The following is a 22,507-nucleotide window of genomic DNA, read 5'->3' as shown; positions in this document are numbered from 1 at the left end:
TTTGTATAAAAATTAGTAACGCTTAAAACTGAAAAAGCCCTCAATACTTGGTATTGAGGGCTTTTTTAATCCGTTACGAATTTATACCGTAAACGCCAGAATCGTACCGGGCATAATAATAAATACGCTAATCAGGTAAGCAACTACTACAGCTTTGTTCTTCATTGCCAGCTCAGAGATGATATCAGCACCTTTCAGAGGCAGATCTCTCAGGAATGGAATACCAAAGATAAACACTGTCGCCAGAATATTAAAGGTGAGGTGCACAAGGGCAATCTGCAGGGCAAACACTGCGTACTCACCCGTTACCGCTGTTGCTGCAAGCAGAGCGGTAATACAGGTACCGATATTAGCACCAAGAGTAAACGGATAAACGTCACGTACTTTCAATACACCTGTACCCACCAGTGGAACCATCAGGCTTGTGGTTGTAGATGAAGACTGTACAAGTACAGTAACTACAGAACCAGAAACGATACCGTGAAGAGGGCCTTTACCGATAGCGCTCTGAAGAATATCTTTTGCACGACCAACCATAAGCTTCTTCATTAGCTTACCCATAACCGTGATAGCGAGGAATACGGTAGCAATACCAATAATAATCAGTGCGATACCACCGAATACGTCACCCATTGAAGATAGAGGCTCTTTCAGGGCAGAGACAACAGGCTTAGTAATTGGCTTAATAAAGTTGAAGCCTTTAATGCTCATATCACCGGTAGCCAGCATTGGAGATACTAACCAGTGAGAGATCTTATCCAGAATGCCGAACATCATCTCCAGTGGCAGGAAGATAATCACAGCCAGCAGGTTAAAGAAGTCATGAATAGTGGCACTGGCAAAGGCGCGCTTAAACTCATGTTTACAACGCAGGTGGCCTAAGCTCACCAGAGTGTTGGTGACAGTAGTACCAATATTGGCACCCATGATCATAGGTATTGCAGTAGCAACAGGAAGTCCGCCGGCAACCAGACCAACGATAATAGAGGTTACTGTACTGGAAGATTGAATCAGGGCGGTGGCAACCAGACCTATCATCAGGCCGGCAACAGGGTGTGAAGCGAACTCAAACAGAGTTTTAGCTTGTTCACCAGTTGCAAGTTTAAAACCACTACCAACCATAGAAACTGCCAGTAGCAGTAAATAAAGCATGAATACCAAGTTTGCCCAGCGAATCCAGTTTTTAGATTTCTGATGCGTTGCAGACGATGCTGCTGTTGTCGCTTGGTTCATAATTGTTCTCCGAGACCCAGATTATTGGTCATTTAACTAATCTGACCGCGATACTAGTGGCTGAATATTTCACTAATATTACAGTTTTATAAAATGGGAAAAGCGCCTGTGAGAAGTATAGATAGTGTTTTGAAACTTTCCGAAAACTTCTATTTGATTGTAATTTAAGAGTATTTTAGGTTTTTGCCCGCTGTGTACTCTGTGTTGTTCAGAATTATTTACGCCTGAGAGGCTTAAATGGGCGAAATAAAGTGTCAAATTGTGACTGCTACTATCGGAAAAAATATAACTTTTATTATTAGTTTTCGGTTTTACCGAGTTGTTGATATATTGTTATCTTTCAACTTGTCTGCGGATTGAAAAGGAATCATCGCTGATGTCACATTTGAACTATAACCACCTCTACTATTTCTGGATGGTTTGTAAGCAGGGCTCTGTTACCCGTGCAGCAGACGCCCTTTTTTTGACACCACAAACGGTGACTGGTCAGATCAAGGCCCTTGAAGATAGGGTTAATGGCAAGCTGACTAAGAGAAACGGACGCAGCATAGAGCCAACGGAACTTGGCCAGCTTATTTATAAGTATGCGGACAGAATGTTTGATCTTAGTTATGAGATGTTGGATATCGTCAACTACAGTCAACGATCAAACCTGCTTTTTGATGTTGGTGTAGCAGATGCCTTATCAAAGCGTCTGATAAGTAAAGTATTAATGACCACGATTTCAGAAGAAAGCAATATTCATTTGCGCTGTTTTGAATCTACCCACGAGCTGTTGCTGGAACAACTTTCACAACATAAGCTGGATATGATTCTTTCTGACTGCCCTATAGACTCAAGCCAGTTACCCGGTTTGTATAGCAAAAAGTTAGGTGAGTGTTCATTAAGCTTCTTTTATTCGGGGCATCTGGAGAAGTTTAGTTTTCCGGAAATTCTTGAACAGAAGAAACTGTTGATCCCTGGCGGGCGGACTTCAATGGGAAGAAAAGTGTCAGCATGGTTCGATCAGCAGGGATTACAACCCAGTATTCTGGGTGAGTTTGATGATGTTGCCTTAATGAAGGCTTTTGCCCGCTATCACTCAGATGTTATATATCTGGCACCAGACTTATATTTGGCGGAACTTAATGATGAAGCGGCTTTCCAACAGATTGGAAAAGTGAAAGAGTTAAAAGAAGAGTATTACGTTATTTTTGCGGAAAGAATGATTCAGCATCCGGCAGTGAAAAGTGTTTGTGACTCAGATTTCGACTCCCTGTTTAATCCATCTTTATAGTTTGGCTCAAATTTACATATAAAGGTCTTTCTATAATTAAGTAATTTGTTAATCAATACGCTTTGCTCTTCAATCTGGAGAGCGATTGTATTACCATTCGTGGGTTAAATATTAATCATTTTGTTAGTAAGCGCAAAAACTAACATTGCAATGGTTTTCATGTTAGCTCAAGTAAAACTCTAGTTCATATAAAAACAGCTTGTTGGAGGCGAATAAATGAACCTACAGGAAATGGAGAGAAACTCCGCTAAGGCTGTGGCCTTATTGAAAGCGATGGCGAATGAAAGAAGGCTTCAGATTTTGTGCATTCTTCATGAACAAGAGCTTTCTGTAGGTGAACTTTGTACTATGCTGGAACTTAGCCAGTCTGCTTTATCGCAACATCTGGCATGGCTTCGACGGGATGGACTTGTTGCCACAAGAAAAGAAGCACAGACAGTTTATTACTCTCTGAGTAGCCACGAGGTGAAAGAGATGATTAAACTACTGCACTCTCTTTACTGCCCTGCATAACAGAGTCACTTTGTATCAATACCAATAATAATCTTTAACACTAAAAATGGATGATTAGAAATTAAGTGATTGTTATTGGTAGTGATATTCAGATATAAAAAAACCGGCTGAAGCCGGTTTTTTTGTTTCAATCGCTAAAAGAGTACTTTAAATTAAAGTGCTTTGATAGCGGCGTTGAAACGAGACTTATGACGTGCTGCTTTATTCTTATGAATAAGGCCTTTAGTCGCCATACGGTCTAGGATAGGTGTAACTGCAGCGAATGCAGCAGTTGCAGCTTCTTTATCGCCCGCTTCGATAGCAGCGATAGTTTTTTTCATGTAAGTGCGCATCATAGAACGACGGCTAGCATTGTGCTGACGACGTTTTTCAGCTTGGATAGCGCGCTTCTTAGCAGATTTACTGTTTGCCAAGGGTCTAACTCCCAAAAACTTAGTTCGGTGACAATTTAAGGCGGAGGAATATGCCTCTTTCTCGCCGTGATGTCAAATGATTTGTGCAAAAACCCGTCTAATCCACACAAATTTGGAATAGTTGGGTTAACGCGGTTAAGATGGCGTGGATTCTAACAGCATTTTAGTGCCAATGCCATCAATTCTGTATATCGCATTAGCAAACTATTCTAAGAGGTATTTGTGAGTAAGCGACTCCTGAAATCAGGCATGATTGTCAGCCTGATGACTCTGGTTTCACGTGTATTGGGTTTAGTACGTGATGTGGTAGTGGCCAACTTAATGGGAGCCGGTGCAAGCGCTGACGTTTTCTTTTTTGCCAATAAAATTCCTAATTTCCTGAGAAGACTGTTTGCTGAAGGGGCTTTTTCTCAGGCTTTTGTTCCTGTTCTGACAGAGTATCAGGCTCAGGGAGATAAAGAGAAGACCAGACAGCTGATTGCCCGTGTATCCGGTACTCTTGGTGTGCTGGTGACTATTGTTACTCTTGTCGGCGTATTAGGCTCTGGTGTGGTTACGGCACTGTTTGGTGCCGGCTGGTTTATTGACTGGCTGAATGGCGGGCCATCTGCACACAAATATGAACTGGCCAGCTTTATGCTGAAAATTACTTTTCCCTATTTGTGGTTTATCACTTTTGTGGCTCTGTCCGGCTCAATACTGAATACACTGGGCAAGTTTGCTGTCTCCTCATTTACACCTGTTTTCCTGAACGTGATGATTATTGCGTCGGCTCTGTTTATTTCACCTAATCTGCAGCAGCCGGAAGTCGGGCTGGCTATTGGGGTATTTCTTGGGGGTTTAGTGCAGTTTTTATTTCAGATCCCGTTTCTTATTAAAGAGGGAGCACTGGTGAAACCACAATGGGGCTGGCGTGATCCCGGAGTAGTAAAGATCCGCACCCTGATGATACCTGCACTTTTTGGTGTTTCTGTCAGTCAGATAAACCTTTTGTTTGATACCTTTATTGCCAGCTTTCTTGCTACCGGCTCTATAAGCTGGCTCTATTATTCAGATCGTCTGCTGGAGTTTCCCCTTGGCCTGTTTGGTATCGCCATTGCCACAGTGATTCTTCCTGCTCTGTCCAGAAAGCATGTCGATTCTCATAATCAGGGCTTCCGCAGCACCATGGACTGGGGAGTCAGAATGGTGCTACTGCTGGGCTTCCCGGCAATGCTCGGACTAATGGTTCTGTCTAAACCTATGTTAATGGTGCTGTTTATGCGCGGGGAGTTTACTCCTCATGATGTTAATCAGGCCTCCATGTCTCTTATTGCTTATGCTTCCGGCTTGCTGAACTTTATGTTGATAAAGGTGCTGGCTCCGGGGTACTACTCCCGTCAGGATACTAAGACTCCAGTGAAGTACGGCATTATCGCTATGGTGTCTAATATGGTGTTTAACGCTATCTTCGCCTATTTTTACGGTTATGTTGGTCTGGCAATGGCTACCGCCTTATCGGCCTTTGTTAATATGGCTCTGCTGTACCGTGGCCTGCATATGGCGGGTGTATATAGTGTCACTAAGCAGACCCTCTCTTTTTCTCTGAGATTATTGCTGGCCGGATCTGCTATGGTGGCAGGGTTACACTGGTTAACTCCGGAAATGTCACAGTGGCTTGACTGGGGGATTACTGAGAGAGTAATGATGCTGGCTTTTTACATTGGCGTTGGCGGGTTAAGCTATGTAATTACCGCGCTGATATTAGGGATACGTTTAAATCACCTAAAAGCGGTTACGGACTAATACAGATTGGTATATAATCCGTCAGTTTCACATAAATCAATTAGTCAACATTGGGTTTGTAGTAAGTTCAAATGGAATTGATCCGGGGTATACATAACATTAAAACACAACATAAAGGCTGTGTTTTAACCATAGGGAATTTTGATGGTGTCCATTTAGGGCATATGAGAGTTCTGGCTCAGTTGTGCGCTAAGGCGAAACAACTGGAACTGCCTTCGGTGGTGATGACCTTTGAACCGCAGCCCATGGAACTGTTTGCAGGAGATAGAGCTCCGGCAAGACTGACCCGGCTGAGAGATAAGTATGTTCAACTGAGTAAGCTCAAGATTGATCGGCTGCTTTGTGTTAACTTCAATAAACGCTTTGCTGACTGGCCGGCGGAATCCTTTATCCGTGATTTACTGGTTGATAAGCTCGGGGTGAAATATCTGGTTGTCGGTGATGATTTCTGCTTTGGCAGAGAGAGAGCCGGTAACTTTGATATGCTGAAAAAAGCCGGAGAAAAATACGGCTTCGAAGTGGTGAACACGGAAAGTTTTTGTGTTCAGGAACACAGAGTAAGTAGTACTTCGATACGTAAGGCCTTGGCAGATAATGAGATTGCTCAGGCAGAGAGATATCTGGGAAGAGCATATAGCATCAGCGGACGCGTCTCTCACGGGCAGAAGCTGGGTAGAACCATAGGGTTTCCTACCGCGAATATCCCGCTGAAACGATGCGTCTCTCCGGTGTCCGGGGTTTATGTGGTACAGGTGCATGGGGTGGATGAGTCATCTTATGGTGGCGTTGCCAATATCGGCCAACGTCCGACAGTAAATGGCGTTCGTCAGCAACTTGAAGTGCACCTGTTTGAATTTAATAAAAACCTTTATGGTAAACAGCTTGAGGTTTCTTTGCTGAAGAAACTGAGAGAAGAGAAACGTTTTGAGTCGTTTGAAGCGTTAAAACAACAAATTGAATTGGATGCTGAGGCAGCAAGGGTGTGGCTGCATCAGCTAGAGAATTAGCGGGTTAACCGAACCGGCTAAATAATGTCTAACTTCGCCCAACACAACGGAACTAAGAATCAATGACTGACTATAAAGATACCCTGAATTTACCAGAAACAGGGTTTCCAATGCGCGGTAATCTGGCGAATCGTGAGCCGGAAATGCTTAAGCGTTGGTATAAAGAAGATCTTTACGGTGAAATCCGTAAAGCTAAGAAAGGCAAAAAATCGTTCGTATTACATGATGGCCCTCCGTATGCCAACGGTGATATTCATATTGGTCATGCATTAAACAAGATTCTTAAAGACATTATTATTAAATCCAAAACCTTGTCTGACTTCGATGCCCCATACGTTCCGGGCTGGGACTGTCACGGTCTGCCAATCGAACTTATGGTAGAGAAGAAAGTCGGTAAACCGGGCCAGAAAGTGACCGCGGCAGAATTCCGCGAGAAGTGCCGTGCTTATGCGGCTGGTCAGGTCGAAGGACAAAAAGAGAGCTTTAAGCGTCTAGGAATTATGGGTGAGTGGGATAAGCCTTACCGCACTATGGATTTTGCAACAGAAGCTAATATTATCCGCGCTCTGGGCAAGATCGCTGACGAAGGCCACCTGCTGAAAGGCTTCAAACCTGTACACTGGTGTACAGACTGTGGCTCTGCTCTGGCAGAAGCTGAAGTTGAGTATAAAGATAAAGTTTCCCCTTCTATCGACGTTAAGTTTAAAGCGGTAGATGAGGCGGCGCTGGTTGAGAAATTCTCAGTCTCTGACGGCCATGCGGGAGAAGGCGATATCTCTATTGTTATCTGGACAACAACGCCTTGGACACTTCCTGCCAACCGCGCTGTTGCCGTGCGTGCTGATCTTGAGTATGTACTGATTCAGGTAGAAGGCGAGCAGCCTCAGCGACTGCTGGTTGCTTCTGAGCTGGCTAAAGATGTGATGGATCGTGCCGGTATCGAGCATTTCCACAATCTGGGCTTCTGTAAAGGTGCCGATCTTGAACTGATGCGCTTCCAGCACCCGTTCTATGATTTTGATGTTCCAGCCATCCTTGGCGATCACGTTACGACTGAGTCTGGTACTGGTGTCGTTCATACTGCCCCGGGTCATGGTCAGGAAGACTTTGCTGTTGGTCAGCAATACGATCTTGAAGTAGCAAACCCGGTTGGTTCTAACGGTGTATTCCTGCCGGATACAGAGCTTTTTGCCGGTCAGCATGTATTTAAAGCCAATGATGCAGTTCTTGACGTTCTGAAAGAGCGCGGAGCATTGCTGCATCATCACGCTTATGAGCACAGCTACCCACATTGCTGGCGTCATAAGACCCCGATTATTTTCCGTGCAACGCCGCAGTGGTTTGTTTCTATGGATCAGGCCGGATTGCGTTCTAAAGCGCTTGATGCCATCAAAGGCGTTCAGTGGATCCCTGACTGGGGTCAGAGCCGCATTGAAGGTATGATTGAAGGCCGTCCTGAGTGGTGTATCTCGCGTCAGCGTACCTGGGGTGTGCCAATTGCTCTGTTTGTTCATAAAGAGACATCAGAACTGCACCCTGATAGTGCTGAGCTGATTGAAAAAGTGACGAAACTGGTTGAGCAGAAAGGTATTCAGGCATGGTGGGATGTAGATCCTGCTGAGCTAATGGGTGCTGAAGATGCCGATAAGTATGAGAAGGTTCTTGATACTCTGGACGTCTGGTTTGACTCTGGTGTTACTCACTATGCTGTAGTAGACAACCGTGATGAGTTTAACGGCAACAGTGCCGATATGTACCTTGAAGGTTCGGATCAGCATCGTGGCTGGTTCCAGTCTTCACTGATCTCTTCCATTGCTATGAAGGGTGTAGCGCCTTATAAGCAAGTGCTGACACACGGTTTCGTCGTTGATGGTCACGGCCGTAAGATGTCTAAGTCTATCGGTAACGTTGTTGCGCCTAAAGATGTCACTAACAAACTGGGTGCGGATATTCTGCGCTTATGGGTTGCGTCTACTGACTATACCGGTGAAGTTGCCGTTTCTGATGAGATCCTGAAGCGTAGCGCCGATGCTTATCGCCGTATCCGTAATACTGCGCGTTTCTTCCTTGCTAACCTGAGTGGCTTTAACCCAGAAACAGATATCGTTCCTGTGGAAGAGATGGTTGCTCTGGATCGCTGGGCAGTAGGTCGTGCTCAGGCTGCTCAGGCTGAAATTGTTAAAGCCTACGATGAGTATAATACTCACGCGGTAACGCAGCGTCTGATGCAGTTCTGCTCTATTGAAATGGGTTCTTTCTACTTAGATGTTATCAAAGACCGTCAGTACACAGCTAAGCAGGGCGGACACGCTCAGCGCAGTTGTCAGACGGCTCTTTACTACATCGTAGAAGCCCTGGTTCGCTGGATGGCGCCGATCCTCTCTTTCACAGCCGATGAAATCTGGAACCAGATGCCGGGTGAAAGAAGCAAGTTTGTCTTTACTGAAGCATGGTATGACGGTCTGTTTGGTCTTGCTGAAGGCGAAGAGCTGAACGACGAGTTCTGGAGCTCAATTCAGGAAGTGCGCAGTGCAGTAAACAAACTGCTTGAGTCAGCCCGTAATGAGAAGACCATTGGTGGTTCGCTTCAGGCGGAAGTAACACTGTTTGCTGATGACGCTCTGGCTGACACTATCCGTAAGCTGGATGATGAGTTGCGCTTTGTGCTGCTGACATCGAAAGCGGAAGTTAAGCCGCTTAGCGAGAAGTCAGAAGCGGCTCATGCCACAGAGATTGAAGGTCTGTTTGTTGAGGTCAACGCCTCTGAAGCTGAGAAGTGCGATCGCTGCTGGCACCATGTTGCTGATGTTGGTCAGATTGAAGGTCATGAGAAAATCTGTGGCCGCTGTGTGTCTAATGTTGATGGTGACGGCGAAGCGCGTCAGTTTGCTTAACTGCAGGTGACTATGAGCCGACTATCTTCATCAGTTAAAAATACAGGAGTTCGCTGGCTTTGGCTGGCGGCTCTGGTGTTTATTGCTGATATTGCCATCAAATATGTGGTAATGAACAATATGGGGTTTGGCTGGCAGAACCGGATAGAAGTTCTGCCGTTTTTCAATTTCCTCTATGTTCATAACTATGGCGCCGCTTTTAGCTTTTTAAGTGATCAAGGTGGCTGGCAGCGCTGGTTTTTTACTGCTATTGCTTTTGCGGTTTGCACCATGCTTATTTACTGGATGGCAAAATTACCGGCTAAAGAGCGCTGGAATAATAGTGCTTATGCCATGATTATTGGCGGTGCTATTGGCAATGTTTATGACCGTTTGGTACATGGTTTCGTTGTGGATTATCTGGATTTCTTTTGGGGTAATTATCACTGGCCGGCTTTTAACCTTGCTGATACGGCAATTTGTATCGGAGCGGCTATGATAATTCTGGATGGTTTCCGTAAAAAAAATAATTAAATTGCCAGTAAATATAAAGCTTAAAAACACCAGAGTTTAACCTCTGGTGTTTTTGTATTTGGCGATCGGTTTAGCAGAAATCCATTAGTTATATATGTAATGAAAACAGAAAATATTCTACTAAAACTCATGCCATCAGAGGAACTGATATTGGTTCCATAGTGACATTACTTGCTTAAAAAATAGATTCTCTGTTATGAGAAAGCAGTGATTTTTTGAGATGTTAACCGCATAACTTTGCCAGTAAGCTCAAATTTTCAGGGATTTTTGTAAATAATCTTTTGGCCGTTATTAATATTGCCTATACTATTTTACTGATTAGCTTATCTGGCTAATATTGCTATACTGGTTGATGATTGATTAATAATATTTACCGCAATAGTGAAAGCAGTGGGTCAGATAAAAATATCGTCTGATAAAAATAACCGGCACAGGCGGAGGTGCAGAATGTCATCGGATGTAAAGCTATATCCAGTAGATCAGCAGACCAAGCTGGCATTTGCCAAGGTGTGTAAAGAGGCAGGTCTTAGCCCGAAAGAAGTACTTACCCTTTTTACTCATGCAGTGGTTAATCAGGGAGCTGTTCCGACTTATATCAGGTCAGAACAGGCAGAGACATACCATTTTGACAATAAGCCGGTATTTCAGGGTGAAAGTGCTAATCAGGATGATTTAGATAACTTTGAATCTCAGTGCCGTTTTATTAATGAGTTAATGGGTAGCTGATTCAGTTTCAGACAAGAGCAGAATTTTATAAAGCAGCATCTATTAAAGGTGCTGCTTTTTTCTTGTCACATTTCTTTCTTCCGGAGAAAAGTTGTGGTTTTTAATCGTTACTCATAATGTTTAAATAGAGCAGAAAATATTCTAACAGCCAGATAAAATATCTGGCGATAAAAGCAAGGATGAAGTTGTGAGTTCTATTAAGCCTGATAGTGTTGTTACCCTCCATTTTACCATCAAATTAACCGATGACTCTGTTGCTGACAGTACCCGAATGTCTGGCAAGCCGGCAAAGTTTGTAATGGGAGACGGCAGTTTGAGTGAAAACTTTGAAAAGCATCTTCTGGGGTTAAAACAGGGAGATGAACGCAGTGTCGCCCTGAAAGCAGAAGACGCATTTGGTCTGCCTAATCCGGATAATATTCATTATATGGGTCGCGCTAAATTTGCCGGTGAAACCAGTGCAGAAGTCGGCACTATTATGGCCTTTACCGGGCCAGATGGTATGGAAATACCCGGAATTATTACCGAAATAGCCGGCGAGTCGGTTACCGTTGACTTCAATCATCCTCTAGCAGGAAAAGATGTAACCTTTGAAGTTGAGATTTTATCTGTAGAATAGGCGCCATTAAAGAAACTGCTATGAGCGATGAAATGAAAATACTACTTGCCAACCCGCGTGGTTTTTGTGCCGGAGTTGATCGGGCGATCAGTATTGTTGAGCGTGCACTGGATATGTACCAGCCTCCTATTTATGTACGACACGAAGTGGTACATAACCGTTTTGTGGTCGAAGGGCTGAAACAGCGCGGAGCGATATTTGTTGAGGAACTGAGCGAAGTACCTGACGATAATATTGTTATTTTCTCTGCTCACGGTGTTTCTCAGGCAGTACGAGAAGAGGCCAAGGCCAGAACCCTGACGGTGTTTGATGCCACCTGTCCGCTGGTAACCAAGGTCCATATGGAAGTGGCAAGAGCCAGTAAAAAACATATGGAAGTAGTGCTTATTGGTCATGCTGGTCATCCGGAAGTAGAAGGCACTATGGGGCAGTATGCCAGTGCAGAGGGCGGTATGTATCTGGTTGAGAAACCTGAGGACGTATTGAAACTTGAAGTGAAAGATCCTTCTCACCTGCACTATGTAAGCCAGACGACTCTGTCGGTAGATGAAACCTCAGCGGTTATTGAGAAGCTTCGTCAGGTTTACCCACAAATTCAGGGACCGAGAAAAGATGATATCTGCTATGCAACCCAGAACCGGCAGGATGCGGTGCGCAGTCTGGCTGAGTCTGTAGATGTAATGGTGGTTGTCGGCTCTAAGAACTCATCAAACTCTACCCGCCTGAAAGAGTTGTCAGAAAAACTGGGTACCAAAGGGTATCTGACAGACAGCCCTGAAGAGATTAAAGCTGACTGGTTCGATGGTGTGTTGAAAATCGGTGTTACTGCCGGCGCATCTGCGCCTGAAGAACTGGTTGATAATATTCTTAAGCGTATTCAGTCGCTGGGTGCTGAGACAATAGAAGAAGTTCAGGGGCGGGAAGAGAATATGTTCTTTGAAGTCCCGAAAGAGCTGCAGATTAAAAATGTCGGCTAACAAAATTAATTAGCTGATTAAGAATAGAAAAGGGTTCCTGTTGGAACCCTTTTTTGAATTTCAAATCCTATACCAACACCACTGGTGCTGGTGATAGTTTTTCACTTTATTAAATTAAGCGGTTTTAGTTTCTACCTGAGGCTTCTCTTCGTCAGCCAGTTCAGTTTCGCCTTTACCTTTTGAGGTTTTGATGACGTAAACGGTAATAGCTAGTGCAGATGCAACACCGATTACTGTTGACAGGCTGATTGGCAGACCGAAGCCAAGTTTAGCACTGCTCATAATAAAGCTGACACAAACCGTAGTCATAAACATGGCTGGTACAGTAGCAATCCAGTGCAGTTTGTTGTGGCGTAGCAGGTAAGCCGCCGCAGTCCAGAGCATCATGGTTGCAGTTGACTGGTTAGCAAAGCCGAAGTAGCGCCAGATAATACCGAAGTCAACCTGAGTCAGGATACCGCCGATAATGAACAGAGGTACTGCCATCAGAAGACGCTTAGGCAGAGTTTTCTGTTCTACATTAAAGTACTCCGCAAGGATCAGACGGCTTGAACGGAACGCGGTATCACCAGAAGTGATTGGCAGGATAACCACACCAAGGAAAGCCAGAATACCACCAAACACACCCAGCAGACCAAATGATGCAGAGTAAACTACGTTACCCGGACCACCAGCTTTCACCGCTTCCTGCAGACCATCGATTGAGCCGAAGAAAGTCAGGGCAAGCGTACACCAGATGATCGCGATAACACCTTCACCAATCATTGCTCCGTAGAATACAAAACGACCATTTTTCTCGTTCTCCATGCAACGGGCCATCAGAGGAGACTGAGTTGCGTGGAAGCCAGAGATAGCACCACATGCGATAGTGATAAACAGTGCAGGCCATAATGGCAGGTTGTTCGGGTTCATGTTGGTGAACATGTCGCTGATGGCGAAACCGCCAAGGATAGTGTGTTCACTTGAGAAACCAACCGCAGCGATAAGACCTACAGACATAAATACCAGCAGGGCACCAAAGAATGGATAGAAGCGGCCAATGATCTTATCAACAGGAACAATAGTTGCGATGATGTAGTAAGCAAAGATCAGAACTACCATGGTGATTTTAGACATCTCCATGCCAGCTTGCTCATTTACCAGGTTAGTCAGCATTCCCGCCGGTGCAGATACAAAGACAACCCCTACCAGAAGCAGAAGGATGATTGCGAACACGTTCATAAAGTGACGGGCACCATTACCAAGGTAACGACCAGTCAGGGTAGGAATGGATGCACCATTGTTGCGTACTGACAGCATGCCAGAGAAATAGTCATGAACCGCACCGGCAAAAATACAGCCAAGTACAATCCAGAGTAGTGCTGCCGGGCCGTAAAGGGCACCCATAATCGGGCCGAAAATTGGACCAACACCGGCAATGTTTAATAGTTGAACCAGATACACTTTCTTGGTTGACATAGGTACATAGTCAACACCGTCGTTAAGTGCATGTGCTGGTGTCTGGCGTTTTTCGTTAATACCAAAAACTTTTTCAACAAAAGCGCCGTAAATAAAGTATCCGCCTATCAGGGCTGCAATACAGAAGAGAAACCACATCATAATAATTGTCCCACGTTTGATTATTTAATTGCTTCATCGTCAATCATAAAGAGAGTCGCTGAAAGACTCATTCGCTTCTGAGGTCAGTGGCTGAATAAAGAGTTAACTGGTCGATATGGCAATTGAGTGGTTTGTAAATAGTCGCTACTGAGTTTGTCCCCTGTTCTGTCAAACGAAAAGATAATGGACATGACCGTATTCAGGTGCTTTTATAGTAAGAGTAAAATATAAATAAAACAGGAAATTACTATGAAGAGAGCACTGCTTAGCGGATTGCTGATTGCTGTGATATCAGGATGTGCTGCAAGTGTCGATGAGCTGGCTAAAAGTGGTGACTGGTTTGAGATAGGTTACAGGGACGGGATAAAAGGCCGCCATTCAAGACCGTTTGCAGACCTCCAACAGCTGGGTCAGGTTAATCAGGGTGAGTATGATCAAGGCTACCTTAAGGGCGTAGATGAGTATTGTAATCCGGATTTCGCTTATCAGATAGGGCTTTCCGGCCAGTACTATGAAGGTGTTTGTGAAGGAACGGAGAACGCACAAAAGTTTCGTATGGAGTGGCAGAGAGGCTGGAAAGAGTCTCAATAAACTTCTGTCCGCACCTGTATAGAAAGTAAGGAGAATCAGAAGCCCCCTTACTTTCTATAGTCTTTGTCTGCTGCATATTTCCGAAGTATGGTTTTAGTGCTTTTCCACCACCTTTCGCAGAAAACCGTTCTGCTTATCCAGTTGCAGTCTGGCTTGTTCTTTTTCCATACCGGTAAGAATCATAAGAATAGAGAGCTTCACATCAAAGTCAGATTCGTTCAGGCTGTTTCTTGCTTCTGCAGCGCTACAGTCAGTCGCCTGCATAACAATCCTCACCGCACGGGCAGTGAGCTTTTCGTTACTGGCTTTTACGTCCACCATCAGGTTTTGATAGCTCTTGCCCAGCCGTATCATGCTGGCGGTGGTGAGCATATTCAGAACAAACTTCTGTGCGGTTCCTGATTTCAGTCTTGTTGATCCGGTAAGGGCTTCCGGCCCGACGACCGGGCTGATAGCAATAGCCGCTAATTCGGCGATAGGAGAATCAGGGTTGCAGGATAGAGCAACTGTGGTTGCGCCAAGTTTATTGGCGTACTCAAGCGCTGCGATTACATAGGGTGTTCTGCCACTGGCGGCAATACCGACCAATACATCATCAGCACAAAACTTAATAGCTTTCAGGTCATCTATTCCCATAGTTTCAGAATCTTCTGCTCCTTCAACGGCAGAGAACATAGCCTGTTTTCCACCTGCTATCAGACCGACTACCATGGAGCTTGGCACTCCGAATGTAGGAGGGCACTCTGACGCATCCAGTACGCCCAGCCGGCCGCTGGTTCCGGCACCGATATAGACAAGGCGGGCGCCTTTCTTAAATGCGGCGGTGATTTTATCTACTGCTGCAGCGACTTCAGGAAGTACTTTTTCTACCGCTTCAGGCACTTGTTTATCCTGTTGGTTAAGGCGCTGGACAAGTTTATGGCTCGGCAGCAGATCAATATCCATGGTATCCGGGTTTCTACCTTCGGAGACCAGGGTAGAAAGCGCTGAAATTAATGCATCATTTGTCATTTAAAATTCCTCAGATTCTGCCGGATAAATTACACCCAGCGAAGTTGCTTTGCTTGCTCCGGTGACTTCCGGCAGATTGCTGGGTTGGTTATAAATACGTTGTCTGGCCAGCCAGGCAAAAGCCATCGCTTCCATAGAGTCACTGCTGACTCCTTTATCATCCGTCCGGCAGACATGCCACTGCGGCAGTAGTTGAGATAGGCGTAACATAATGGCTGGGTTATTTGCTCCGCCGCCACACACCAGTAGCTCAGGGCTGGAGCCGTTCTGAAACTTTTTTACCTGTTCTGCGATAGAGACAGCCGTAAGTTCAACCAGAGTTGCTTGTACGTCCTCACCACTAAAATCAAGTTTTAGCTTTGATAGCTTTTGTTCCAGCCAACCGAGGTTAAATAGCTCTCTACCGGTACTTTTAGGTGCCGTCAGGCTGAAATAATTTTCTTGCAGGCAAAGGGAAAGTAATTCTGGGATTATCTTACCTGAGTTAGCGTATTCCGCATTGTGATCATAGGCTTTACCGAGCTGTCTGCTTATCCAGCTATCCAGCAGCATATTGCCGGGACCGGTATCGTAACCTATGGTCGGCTTATCAGGCTGTAAAACAGAGATATTGGCGATGCCACCGATATTAAGCACAACCACAGAAGCGTCTTTTGCAGCAAAGACAGATTGATGAAAAGCGGGAACTAAAGGTGCCCCCTGTCCGCCAAGGGCCATATCCTTGCGACGAAAATCGGCAATTGTCGTTATGCCTGTTTTACAGGCAATGATATTGGCATCGCCCAGTTGCATGCTAAATGAAGAGTTACCCTGCGGCTGGTGGAAGACTGTCTGGCCGTGGTTACCGATAGCGGTAATATCTTTTGCCTGATAGGCAGATTTTTCCAGCAGTTGGTTTACTGCTTCGGCATATAAATATCCGAGCTTATTATCTAACTGGCCTATGGCCTGAATATTGGTCTGTTCTCCGCTGGCAATTGAGAGTATTGCTTGTTTTACGGGGGCGGGAATGGCAGTAGTGTGCTGGTCAATTAAGCTGATACTAGCGGAAGTAATCTCAACCAGAGCAGTATCAATGGCATCTATGCTGGTACCTGACATTACGCCAATGTATAAAGAGCCCCTTTCCATTACCATTTCCCGTCTTTAGAATAACTGTCCGTTCAGGTTAGCAGTAAAGCCTGAATAAATCAGCTTTGATTGTAAAACAGAATTTGCTTTGTTTATACTGTAAGTTCTTGTAATTATTTTACTTATCCACATCGGGTCACACTAGTGTGGAGAGTCAGCGTATAAGGATAAAGTATGGGACCTCTCTGGATCGATATTGCCGGATATGAGCTGGATGCAGAGGATAGAGACATCCTTGATCATCCGACCGTTGGTGGTGTGATATTGTTCAGCCGCAACTATCACGACAATCAGCAGTTGCTGGCGCTAAATAAGTCACTGCGCAGTGCATCCCGTAACAAGATCTTGATTGGTGTCGATCAGGAAGGGGGAAGGGTGCAGCGATTCCGTGAGCATTTTACTCTCATTCCGGCAGCAAAAAACTTTGCAGGGCAGAATGATGGTTTAAATCTGGCCAGACAAGCTGGCTGGATGATGGCATCAGAAGTGATTGCTCATGATATTGACCTTAGTTTTGCTCCGGTTCTGGATACCGGACACGAATGTAAAGCCATAGGTGACCGTGCTTTTGCTGATGATACTCAGAGGGTTACCGACTATAGCTCGGCCTTTATCGGTGGAATGCGGCAAGCGGGAATGGCGACTACAGGTAAGCATTTTCCCGGCCACGGCGGTGTTGTGGCTGACTCTCACCTTGAAACTCCGGTTGATGAGCGTAGCGATATCTTTGAACGTGATATGGCGGTATTTAAAGCACAGATTGATGGCGGCTTGCTGGATGCAATGATGCCGGCACATGTTATCTTCCCTCACTATGATTCGAAACCAGCCAGTGGTGCAGAGTATTGGTTGAAACAGATACTAAGAGAGCAACTTGGCTTTAAAGGCGTGGTTTTTTCTGATGATCTGAATATGGAAGGCGCTGCGATCATGGGCTCTCCGGCAGAGCGGGCACAACAGGCGCTGGATGCAGGCTGTGATATGCTTCTGCTCTGTAACAATCGCGCCTCTCAGATTGAGGTGCTGGACAACCTGCAAGCAGGCAAGGTAAACGGGGCAGAGGCACTGTACAAAAAGCAGAGTTACTCTCTTGACGATCTGAAGCGCAGCTCAGAGTGGAAGCAGGCCAGAGAAGCAATGCAGAGAGTGATAGATTCCGCTAATAAGTAATAGTGTATTTTGTTATCAGAAAATGGCAGGGCAGCTTAGACAATACCCAGTTTCTCTTTCAGCACTTTCAGGTGTCTTCTGCTTACCGGTACCTGATGTCCGGATAGAGTTGAGATCTCTGCAAGCCCGTTTTCTAACAGTTTTATCTCTTTAATCTGATTGGTATTGACCAGATACTGTCGGTGGCAACGTAATAGTGACGTCTTCTCCTCAAGAGTTTTCAGGGTGAGCTGACTTGAAGCGGACTGTTGGGAAGACTGAACATGAACGCCACTGATATCACTATATACCACTTCGACATCTTTAACGGGAATGATCATTATTCGGTTATGGCCTATACAAGGTACCTGCTCAAGCTGAGTTGGAGCCAGTACAGAATAGTCAGCCTGATTTGAGGTCATTTGCTGCTGTTTGACCAAACGACAGATGGTTTTGTCCAGACGATTTGTATCAATGGGTTTTAGCAGGTAGTCAAAAGCGTTGTCTTCAAACGCCTGAATAGCGTACTGATCGAAGGCGGTGACAAACACAACATAAGGCATGGTGTCCGGATCCAGCATGGCCAGCAGTTCAATACCGGTGACCTGAGGCATCTGAATATCGAGAAACACTACATCGGGCTTAACGGCATTTATCTTTTTCAACCCTTCGATGGCGTTACTGGCTTTTTCAATGACCTGAACCTGCCCTGTTTCATGCAGTAGCTCGGTCAGCTCCTCCTGAGCAAGGATTTCATCGTCTATGACTAAAGCCGTTAACATTGTTTCGCCCCATTGTTTGAAGTTGAAGTGATTTCATTGGGTATAATAAAGCTCATCCGGGTAAGGTGACCTTTTTCTACCTGAGTTTTTAGCGCTCCATCAATACCAAAATAGTGGGTTAAGCGCTTGCTCACAATTTGCATACCTAATCCCTGATGATTTTCATCCGGTTGCTGATAACTGCCGGCATTATCTTCGACAATAATTTCACAACCTTCAGGGTTACACTGGCTGTAGATACGGATCTTACCGCCTTCCAGCATATGGGAAGTACCGTGCTTAATGGCATTCTCCACTAGTGGCTGTAGTGTAAAGCTGGGTAGCTCACTATTTAGAAGGTGCTCATCAATGGCGATATCCACCTCAAGCCGGTCACTGAAACGTGCCTTCTCTATAGTCAGATAAGCATTGACGTGATCCAGTTCTTCACTCAAAGGAACCGTATCGACATTCTGCTTCAGGTTACTGCGGAAGAAATGAGACAGATGTTGGATTAACGCCCGCGCCTTAGTGGGATCTTTACGCACAACTGCACTGATGGTATTCAGGGCATTAAACAGAAAGTGGGGGTTTATCTGTGCATGCAACAGTTTGATTTCTGCCTGAGAGAGCAGAATTCGTTGCTCCTGATAGTCGCCATAAAGAATCTGACTGGAGAGTAACTGGGCTATCCCTTCTGCCATAGACATATTTACGGTAGAAAACAGCTTTCGCTTAGGCTCGTAGAGCTTAATCGTCCCTACAACCTGATCACCGGCTCTTAACGGGATAACCAGAGCGGAGGCCAGTTTACAGTCAGACGAAAGAGAACACTGGTAAGGGTTCTCTGTTCCGTCCAGATAGATAATATCGTTCTGCTCTATAGCCTGAAGGGTACAGTGAGAAGAGATGGGTGTATTAGGCTTGTGGTGATCATCACCAATACCGACAAAGGCAAGAATTTTCTCTTTATCAGTAATAGAGACGGCACCTACATTGGTCTCTTCATAAATGATCCGCGCTATTTTTTCCGCATTTTTTGAGTTAAAGCCGTCGCTCAGTATACCAACTGAACGTTCAGCAATAGTCAGTGCCCGGCGGGAGAAGGTAGCAGAGTACTTCTCGAAAATGGTTTTTCTGTCCTGAAGTATGCTCATAAATAGCACTGCACCAACAGAGTTAGCGATAATCATTGGTGCGGCGATAGCGGAGACAAGCTGGTAGGCCTCTTCGAATGGCTTGGCAACAATCAGTATGACCAGCATCTGAACAATTTCAGCAAACAGGGTTACAGAGAAAACCACCGCAGGATTAAATAACTGCTCGGTTTTATTCCGTTTAACCAGATAGCTATGCAGCAGGCCACCAATCAAGCCTTCTGCCGTAGTGGAAATCGCGCAGGCGAGATCAGTAAACCCACCAAGCGTATAGCGGTGAATCCCTCCGGTAAAACCGACGGCAAAACCGACAACCGGCCCGCCAAACAGGCCGCCCATCACGGCACCTATGGCTCTGGTATTGGCGATAGCATCGTTAATCTGCAGGCCGAAGTAGGTGCCCATTATGCAAAACAGTGAGAAGATAACGTAGCCGGTTAGCTTGTGTTCTCTGCGATTTGAGATACTAAGTAGCGGAAGAAAGAGAGGTGTTTTACTTAGCATATAGGCCAAGACCAGATAAACACACATTTGTTGCAACAGAGAGAGTATCAATTCCATAATGGAGCAGTTAGCCAGCGAGAGGACATAGCTATAGTTTAAGCGAGAACGGTTTGTAAAAATAGCGAGACAGACGCAGTTAGCCCTGAAAGCTGATTTTTAATGCGTGTAAATAATAATTTACACTAAATGTTTTTTTATGTTTACACTTGAATAATTGTTTTTAGCTGTTATCTTGTGCCTTAATCAGTTTTCAACACGTTCTTTATAGAGTGTGTAAATAAAAATATACGGAAAGTAATAAGATGCAAAGAAGTGAACTAAGTAATGTCAATATCAGTGATGAGCAGGTGCTTATTACGCCAAATCAATTAAAAGATAAATTACCCCTAAGTGATAATGCCCGCCGCTTTATTCAGGAATCGCGTAAAACCATATCCGACATCATTCATAAAAAAGACCACCGCCTGTTGGTGGTATGTGGCCCTTGTTCTATTCATGATGTTGAAGCGGCTAAAGAGTATGCAAAGAAACTGAAAGCCCTGTCTGAACAGCTAAGTGATCAACTTTACATTGTTATGCGGGTTTACTTTGAGAAGCCAAGAACCACCGTTGGCTGGAAAGGGCTGATTAACGACCCTCAACTGGACGGTACTTTTGATATTGAGCACGGCTTACATGTTGGTCGTCAGTTGCTGGTGGATCTGGCAGAGATGGAAATCCCTCTTGCAACAGAAGCTCTTGACCCGATCAGTCCTCAGTACTTGGCGGATACTTTTAGTTGGGCTGCCATCGGCGCGCGAACTACTGAATCACAGACTCACAGGGAAATGGCAAGTGGTCTCTCTATGCCTATCGGTTTTAAAAATGGCACTGATGGTAATCTTGCAACGGCAATTAATGCTATGCAGGCAGCCGCATCGGGACACCGTTTTATGGGTATAAACCGTGAAGGTCAGGTGGCTTTGCTGACCACTCAGGGTAACCTCGACGGCCACGTTATTCTGCGTGGTGGTAAGCAGACCAACTACGATTCTGTATCGGTGACTGAGTGTGAAGAAGAGATGGCAAAACATGGTCTGGATGCATCACTAATGGTCGATTGCAGCCACGCAAACTCCCGTAAAGATTACCGTCGTCAGCCTCTGGTGGCTGAAGATGTGATCCATCAGATCCGTGAAGGCAATAAATCCATTATTGGTTTGATGATCGAGAGTCATTTGAATGAAGGAAATCAGTCATCTGATATACCGCTGGATCAACTTAAATACGGTGTTTCTATCACGGATGCCTGTATTAACTGGGATACAACAGAGACTCTGCTGCGTCATGCCCATCAAGAGCTGGTTCCATTTTTACAGGACAGAATAAAATAGAGCGGATATGATAGGTTTAAAACCGATCATTTAACCTGACATAAGGCAACCTGGATGGCTGTGGAATTAAATGAACTGCGGGATCAGATTGATGCTGTAGATAAACAGATGATAGACCTGCTGGCACAGCGTCTGTCATTAGTAGAAAAAGTGGGTGAAGTAAAAAGCGAGCATGGTCTGCCTATTTATGCTCCGGATCGTGAGGCTGCTATGCTGGCCTCGCGCAGAGATGAGGCTGAAAACCGCGGCGTGCCGCCTCAACTTATTGAGGATATTCTGCGCCGCACTATGAGGGAATCTTACGCCAGTGAAAATGATTCCGGATTTAAGTGCCTTAAGCCAGAGCTTCGCCCAATTGTTATTGTCGGCGGCCACGGTCAGCTAGGTGGTCTGTTTGCCAGAATGTTTCAACTGTCAGGCTATCAGGTACGCATTTTAGGAAGCAGAGACTGGGAACGGGCTGATGAGCTGCTAAACGATGCGGGTCTGGTGGTAGTAACAGTGCCTATTCACCTTACGGAAGGTGTGATTGATAAACTATCATCACTTCCGGAAGACTGTATTTTATGCGATCTCACCTCAGTTAAATCTAAGCCGCTGGAGCGTATGCTTCAGGTACATAGTGGCCCTGTGGTTGGTCTGCATCCTATGTTTGGTCCCGATGTTCCCAGCCTGGCTAAGCAGGTAATTGTTTACAGTGACGGTCGCGGAAGTGAAGCGTATCAGTGGTTGTTGGATCAGTTTGTTATCTGGGGTGCAAGCCTGAGTGCTATTGATGCAAAAGAGCATGATCACGGCATGACACTAATTCAGGCGCTGCGACACTTTACCTCATACGCTTATGGTCTTCACCTGAGCAGAGAGAATCCGGATATCGACAAGTTGCTACAACTGAGTTCACCAATTTACCGCCTTGAGCTGGCCATGGTAGGACGACTGTTTGCTCAGGATCCGAATCTCTATGGTGATATCATCCTGTCGTCAGAGCAGAATATTGCCATGATAAAGCGCTTCCACCACTGTTTCGGCGAAGCTATCAAGGTACTAGAAGGCCATGATAAACAAGCGTTTGTCGAGAGCTTTAATGTGGTCAGTGAATGGTTTGGCGATTACTCGCAGCAGTTTATGACTGAGAGTCAGAACCTATTAAAACAGGCTAATGACGCTATTCATCGTGGCTGATAGCTGGTGCGATATAAGTTGAAATAAACAGAAGGCTCCGCAATTGCGGGGCCTTTAAGTTTTCGCTATAGCTGATCTTGATGGTACGACAGC

Annotated in this window: 20 protein-coding genes; 13 read left to right on the top strand and 7 right to left on the bottom strand. The window is 45.2% G+C overall.

Annotated elements, in window-relative coordinates:
* Positions 1–81 precede the first annotated feature (81 nt).
* Positions 82–1,233: a Na/Pi symporter gene (locus tag PK654_RS12775; protein ID WP_271696154.1), complete on the bottom strand. Its 1,152-nt coding sequence runs from the start codon at positions 1,231–1,233 to the stop codon at positions 82–84.
* A 376-nt stretch (positions 1,234–1,609) separates the two neighbouring features.
* Between PK654_RS12775 and nhaR the strand changes: the two genes are divergently transcribed.
* Both nhaR and PK654_RS12765 read left to right on the top strand, forming a co-directional pair.
* Positions 1,610–2,509 (top strand): transcriptional activator NhaR, encoded by a 900-nt coding sequence (gene nhaR, locus PK654_RS12770; protein ID WP_271696153.1) that lies wholly within the window; start codon positions 1,610–1,612, stop codon positions 2,507–2,509.
* Positions 2,510–2,725: 216 nt separating this feature from the next.
* Positions 2,726–3,022 carry an ArsR/SmtB family transcription factor gene (locus PK654_RS12765; protein WP_271696152.1) on the top strand — a complete coding sequence of 99 codons (297 nt, stop codon included), beginning with the start codon at positions 2,726–2,728 and terminating at the stop codon, positions 3,020–3,022.
* Between the two features lie 152 nt (positions 3,023–3,174).
* Here PK654_RS12765 and rpsT read toward each other — a convergent pair whose 3' ends face one another.
* On the bottom strand, positions 3,175–3,435 hold the full coding sequence (gene rpsT, locus PK654_RS12760) for a 30S ribosomal protein S20 (protein WP_271696151.1): 261 nt from the start codon (positions 3,433–3,435) through the stop codon (positions 3,175–3,177).
* A 222-nt stretch (positions 3,436–3,657) separates the two neighbouring features.
* Here rpsT and murJ point away from each other — a divergent pair, with 222 nt between their 5' ends.
* The 7 genes from murJ to ispH all read left to right on the top strand — a co-directional run bounded on the left by murJ (position 3,658) and on the right by ispH (position 11,956).
* Positions 3,658–5,220, top strand: coding sequence for a murein biosynthesis integral membrane protein MurJ (murJ, locus tag PK654_RS12755; RefSeq protein WP_271696150.1), 1,563 nt, complete (start codon positions 3,658–3,660; stop codon positions 5,218–5,220).
* A 71-nt stretch (positions 5,221–5,291) separates the two neighbouring features.
* Positions 5,292–6,227 carry a bifunctional riboflavin kinase/FAD synthetase gene (gene ribF / locus PK654_RS12750; protein ID WP_271696149.1) on the top strand — a complete coding sequence of 312 codons (936 nt, stop codon included), beginning with the start codon at positions 5,292–5,294 and terminating at the stop codon, positions 6,225–6,227.
* Positions 6,228–6,289: 62 nt separating this feature from the next.
* Entirely contained in the window at positions 6,290–9,121 is a 2,832-nt protein-coding gene (ileS, locus tag PK654_RS12745; RefSeq protein WP_271696148.1) for an isoleucine--tRNA ligase, read from the top strand.
* 12 nt (positions 9,122–9,133) lie between these two features.
* Positions 9,134–9,634, top strand: coding sequence for a signal peptidase II (lspA, locus tag PK654_RS12740; protein WP_271696147.1), 501 nt, complete (start codon positions 9,134–9,136; stop codon positions 9,632–9,634).
* A gap of 447 nt (positions 9,635–10,081) precedes the next feature.
* Positions 10,082–10,360 (top strand): type II toxin-antitoxin system RelB/DinJ family antitoxin, encoded by a 279-nt coding sequence (locus PK654_RS12735; protein ID WP_271696146.1) that lies wholly within the window; start codon positions 10,082–10,084, stop codon positions 10,358–10,360.
* Positions 10,361–10,547: 187 nt separating this feature from the next.
* A complete protein-coding gene (fkpB, locus tag PK654_RS12730) occupies positions 10,548–10,979 on the top strand; it encodes an FKBP-type peptidyl-prolyl cis-trans isomerase (protein WP_271696145.1) in 432 nt (143 codons plus the stop codon).
* A 32-nt stretch (positions 10,980–11,011) separates the two neighbouring features.
* A complete protein-coding gene (ispH, locus tag PK654_RS12725) occupies positions 11,012–11,956 on the top strand; it encodes a 4-hydroxy-3-methylbut-2-enyl diphosphate reductase (protein WP_271698875.1) in 945 nt (314 codons plus the stop codon).
* 114 nt (positions 11,957–12,070) lie between these two features.
* Here the strand turns inward: ispH and PK654_RS12720 are convergent, their stop codons facing one another.
* On the bottom strand, positions 12,071–13,555 hold the full coding sequence (locus PK654_RS12720) for a carbon starvation CstA family protein (RefSeq protein WP_271696144.1): 1,485 nt from the start codon (positions 13,553–13,555) through the stop codon (positions 12,071–12,073).
* Between the two features lie 249 nt (positions 13,556–13,804).
* On the opposite strand from PK654_RS12720, the gene PK654_RS12715 reads away from it, so the two are divergent.
* Positions 13,805–14,146, top strand: coding sequence for a DUF2799 domain-containing protein (locus PK654_RS12715; RefSeq protein WP_271696143.1), 342 nt, complete (start codon positions 13,805–13,807; stop codon positions 14,144–14,146).
* A gap of 93 nt (positions 14,147–14,239) precedes the next feature.
* On the opposite strand, the gene murQ is transcribed toward PK654_RS12715, so the two are convergent.
* Both murQ and PK654_RS12705 read right to left on the bottom strand, forming a co-directional pair.
* Positions 14,240–15,157: an N-acetylmuramic acid 6-phosphate etherase gene (gene murQ / locus PK654_RS12710; protein ID WP_271696142.1), complete on the bottom strand. Its 918-nt coding sequence runs from the start codon at positions 15,155–15,157 to the stop codon at positions 14,240–14,242.
* Positions 15,158–16,288 (bottom strand): anhydro-N-acetylmuramic acid kinase, encoded by a 1,131-nt coding sequence (locus PK654_RS12705; protein ID WP_271696141.1) that lies wholly within the window; start codon positions 16,286–16,288, stop codon positions 15,158–15,160.
* 174 nt (positions 16,289–16,462) lie between these two features.
* On the opposite strand from PK654_RS12705, the gene nagZ reads away from it, so the two are divergent.
* Positions 16,463–17,458, top strand: a complete 996-nt coding sequence (gene nagZ / locus PK654_RS12700) for a beta-N-acetylhexosaminidase (protein ID WP_271696140.1) — start codon at positions 16,463–16,465, stop codon at positions 17,456–17,458.
* 35 nt (positions 17,459–17,493) lie between these two features.
* Here nagZ and btsR read toward each other — a convergent pair whose 3' ends face one another.
* A complete protein-coding gene (gene btsR, locus PK654_RS12695; protein ID WP_271696139.1) occupies positions 17,494–18,219 on the bottom strand; it encodes a two-component system response regulator BtsR in 726 nt (241 codons plus the stop codon).
* Positions 18,213–19,916, bottom strand: coding sequence for a sensor histidine kinase (locus PK654_RS12690; protein WP_271696138.1), 1,704 nt, complete (start codon positions 19,914–19,916; stop codon positions 18,213–18,215). Before PK654_RS12690 ends, btsR begins: the two co-directional genes overlap by 7 nt.
* Positions 19,917–20,161: 245 nt before the next feature.
* On the opposite strand from PK654_RS12690, the gene PK654_RS12685 reads away from it, so the two are divergent.
* Together PK654_RS12685 and tyrA are read left to right on the top strand one after the other, a co-directional pair.
* A complete protein-coding gene (locus PK654_RS12685; protein ID WP_271696137.1) occupies positions 20,162–21,232 on the top strand; it encodes a 3-deoxy-7-phosphoheptulonate synthase in 1,071 nt (356 codons plus the stop codon).
* A gap of 54 nt (positions 21,233–21,286) precedes the next feature.
* Positions 21,287–22,414, top strand: a complete 1,128-nt coding sequence (tyrA, locus tag PK654_RS12680; RefSeq protein WP_271696136.1) for a bifunctional chorismate mutase/prephenate dehydrogenase — start codon at positions 21,287–21,289, stop codon at positions 22,412–22,414.
* Positions 22,415–22,507: the final 93 nt, after the last annotated feature.

Origin of the sequence: Vibrio sp. SCSIO 43137 (assembly GCF_028201475.1) — a bacterium.
Taxonomy (GTDB): Bacteria; Pseudomonadota; Gammaproteobacteria; order Enterobacterales; family Vibrionaceae; genus Vibrio.
This window is presented reverse-complemented; position numbering and strand designations above follow the sequence as displayed.

Bases quoted from the DNA above. Each gene is read 5' to 3' on its own strand.
- PK654_RS12775 (WP_271696154.1), bottom strand. From the start codon at position 1,233: ATGAACCAAGCGACAACAGCAGCATCGTCTGCAACGCATCAGAAATCT.
- nhaR (WP_271696153.1), top strand. From the start codon at position 1,610: ATGTCACATTTGAACTATAACCACCTCTACTATTTCTGGATGGTTTGT.
- PK654_RS12765 (WP_271696152.1), top strand. From the start codon at position 2,726: ATGAACCTACAGGAAATGGAGAGAAACTCCGCTAAGGCTGTGGCCTTA.
- ribF (WP_271696149.1), top strand. From the start codon at position 5,292: ATGGAATTGATCCGGGGTATACATAACATTAAAACACAACATAAAGGC.
- ileS (WP_271696148.1), top strand. From the start codon at position 6,290: ATGACTGACTATAAAGATACCCTGAATTTACCAGAAACAGGGTTTCCA.
- lspA (WP_271696147.1), top strand. From the start codon at position 9,134: ATGAGCCGACTATCTTCATCAGTTAAAAATACAGGAGTTCGCTGGCTT.
- PK654_RS12735 (WP_271696146.1), top strand. From the start codon at position 10,082: ATGTCATCGGATGTAAAGCTATATCCAGTAGATCAGCAGACCAAGCTG.
- ispH (WP_271698875.1), top strand. From the start codon at position 11,012: ATGAAAATACTACTTGCCAACCCGCGTGGTTTTTGTGCCGGAGTTGAT.
- PK654_RS12720 (WP_271696144.1), bottom strand. From the start codon at position 13,555: ATGATGTGGTTTCTCTTCTGTATTGCAGCCCTGATAGGCGGATACTTT.
- PK654_RS12715 (WP_271696143.1), top strand. From the start codon at position 13,805: ATGAAGAGAGCACTGCTTAGCGGATTGCTGATTGCTGTGATATCAGGA.
- murQ (WP_271696142.1), bottom strand. From the start codon at position 15,157: ATGACAAATGATGCATTAATTTCAGCGCTTTCTACCCTGGTCTCCGAA.
- PK654_RS12705 (WP_271696141.1), bottom strand. From the start codon at position 16,288: ATGGAAAGGGGCTCTTTATACATTGGCGTAATGTCAGGTACCAGCATA.
- nagZ (WP_271696140.1), top strand. From the start codon at position 16,463: ATGGGACCTCTCTGGATCGATATTGCCGGATATGAGCTGGATGCAGAG.
- btsR (WP_271696139.1), bottom strand. From the start codon at position 18,219: ATGTTAACGGCTTTAGTCATAGACGATGAAATCCTTGCTCAGGAGGAG.
- PK654_RS12690 (WP_271696138.1), bottom strand. From the start codon at position 19,916: ATGGAATTGATACTCTCTCTGTTGCAACAAATGTGTGTTTATCTGGTC.
- PK654_RS12685 (WP_271696137.1), top strand. From the start codon at position 20,162: ATGCAAAGAAGTGAACTAAGTAATGTCAATATCAGTGATGAGCAGGTG.
- tyrA (WP_271696136.1), top strand. From the start codon at position 21,287: ATGGCTGTGGAATTAAATGAACTGCGGGATCAGATTGATGCTGTAGAT.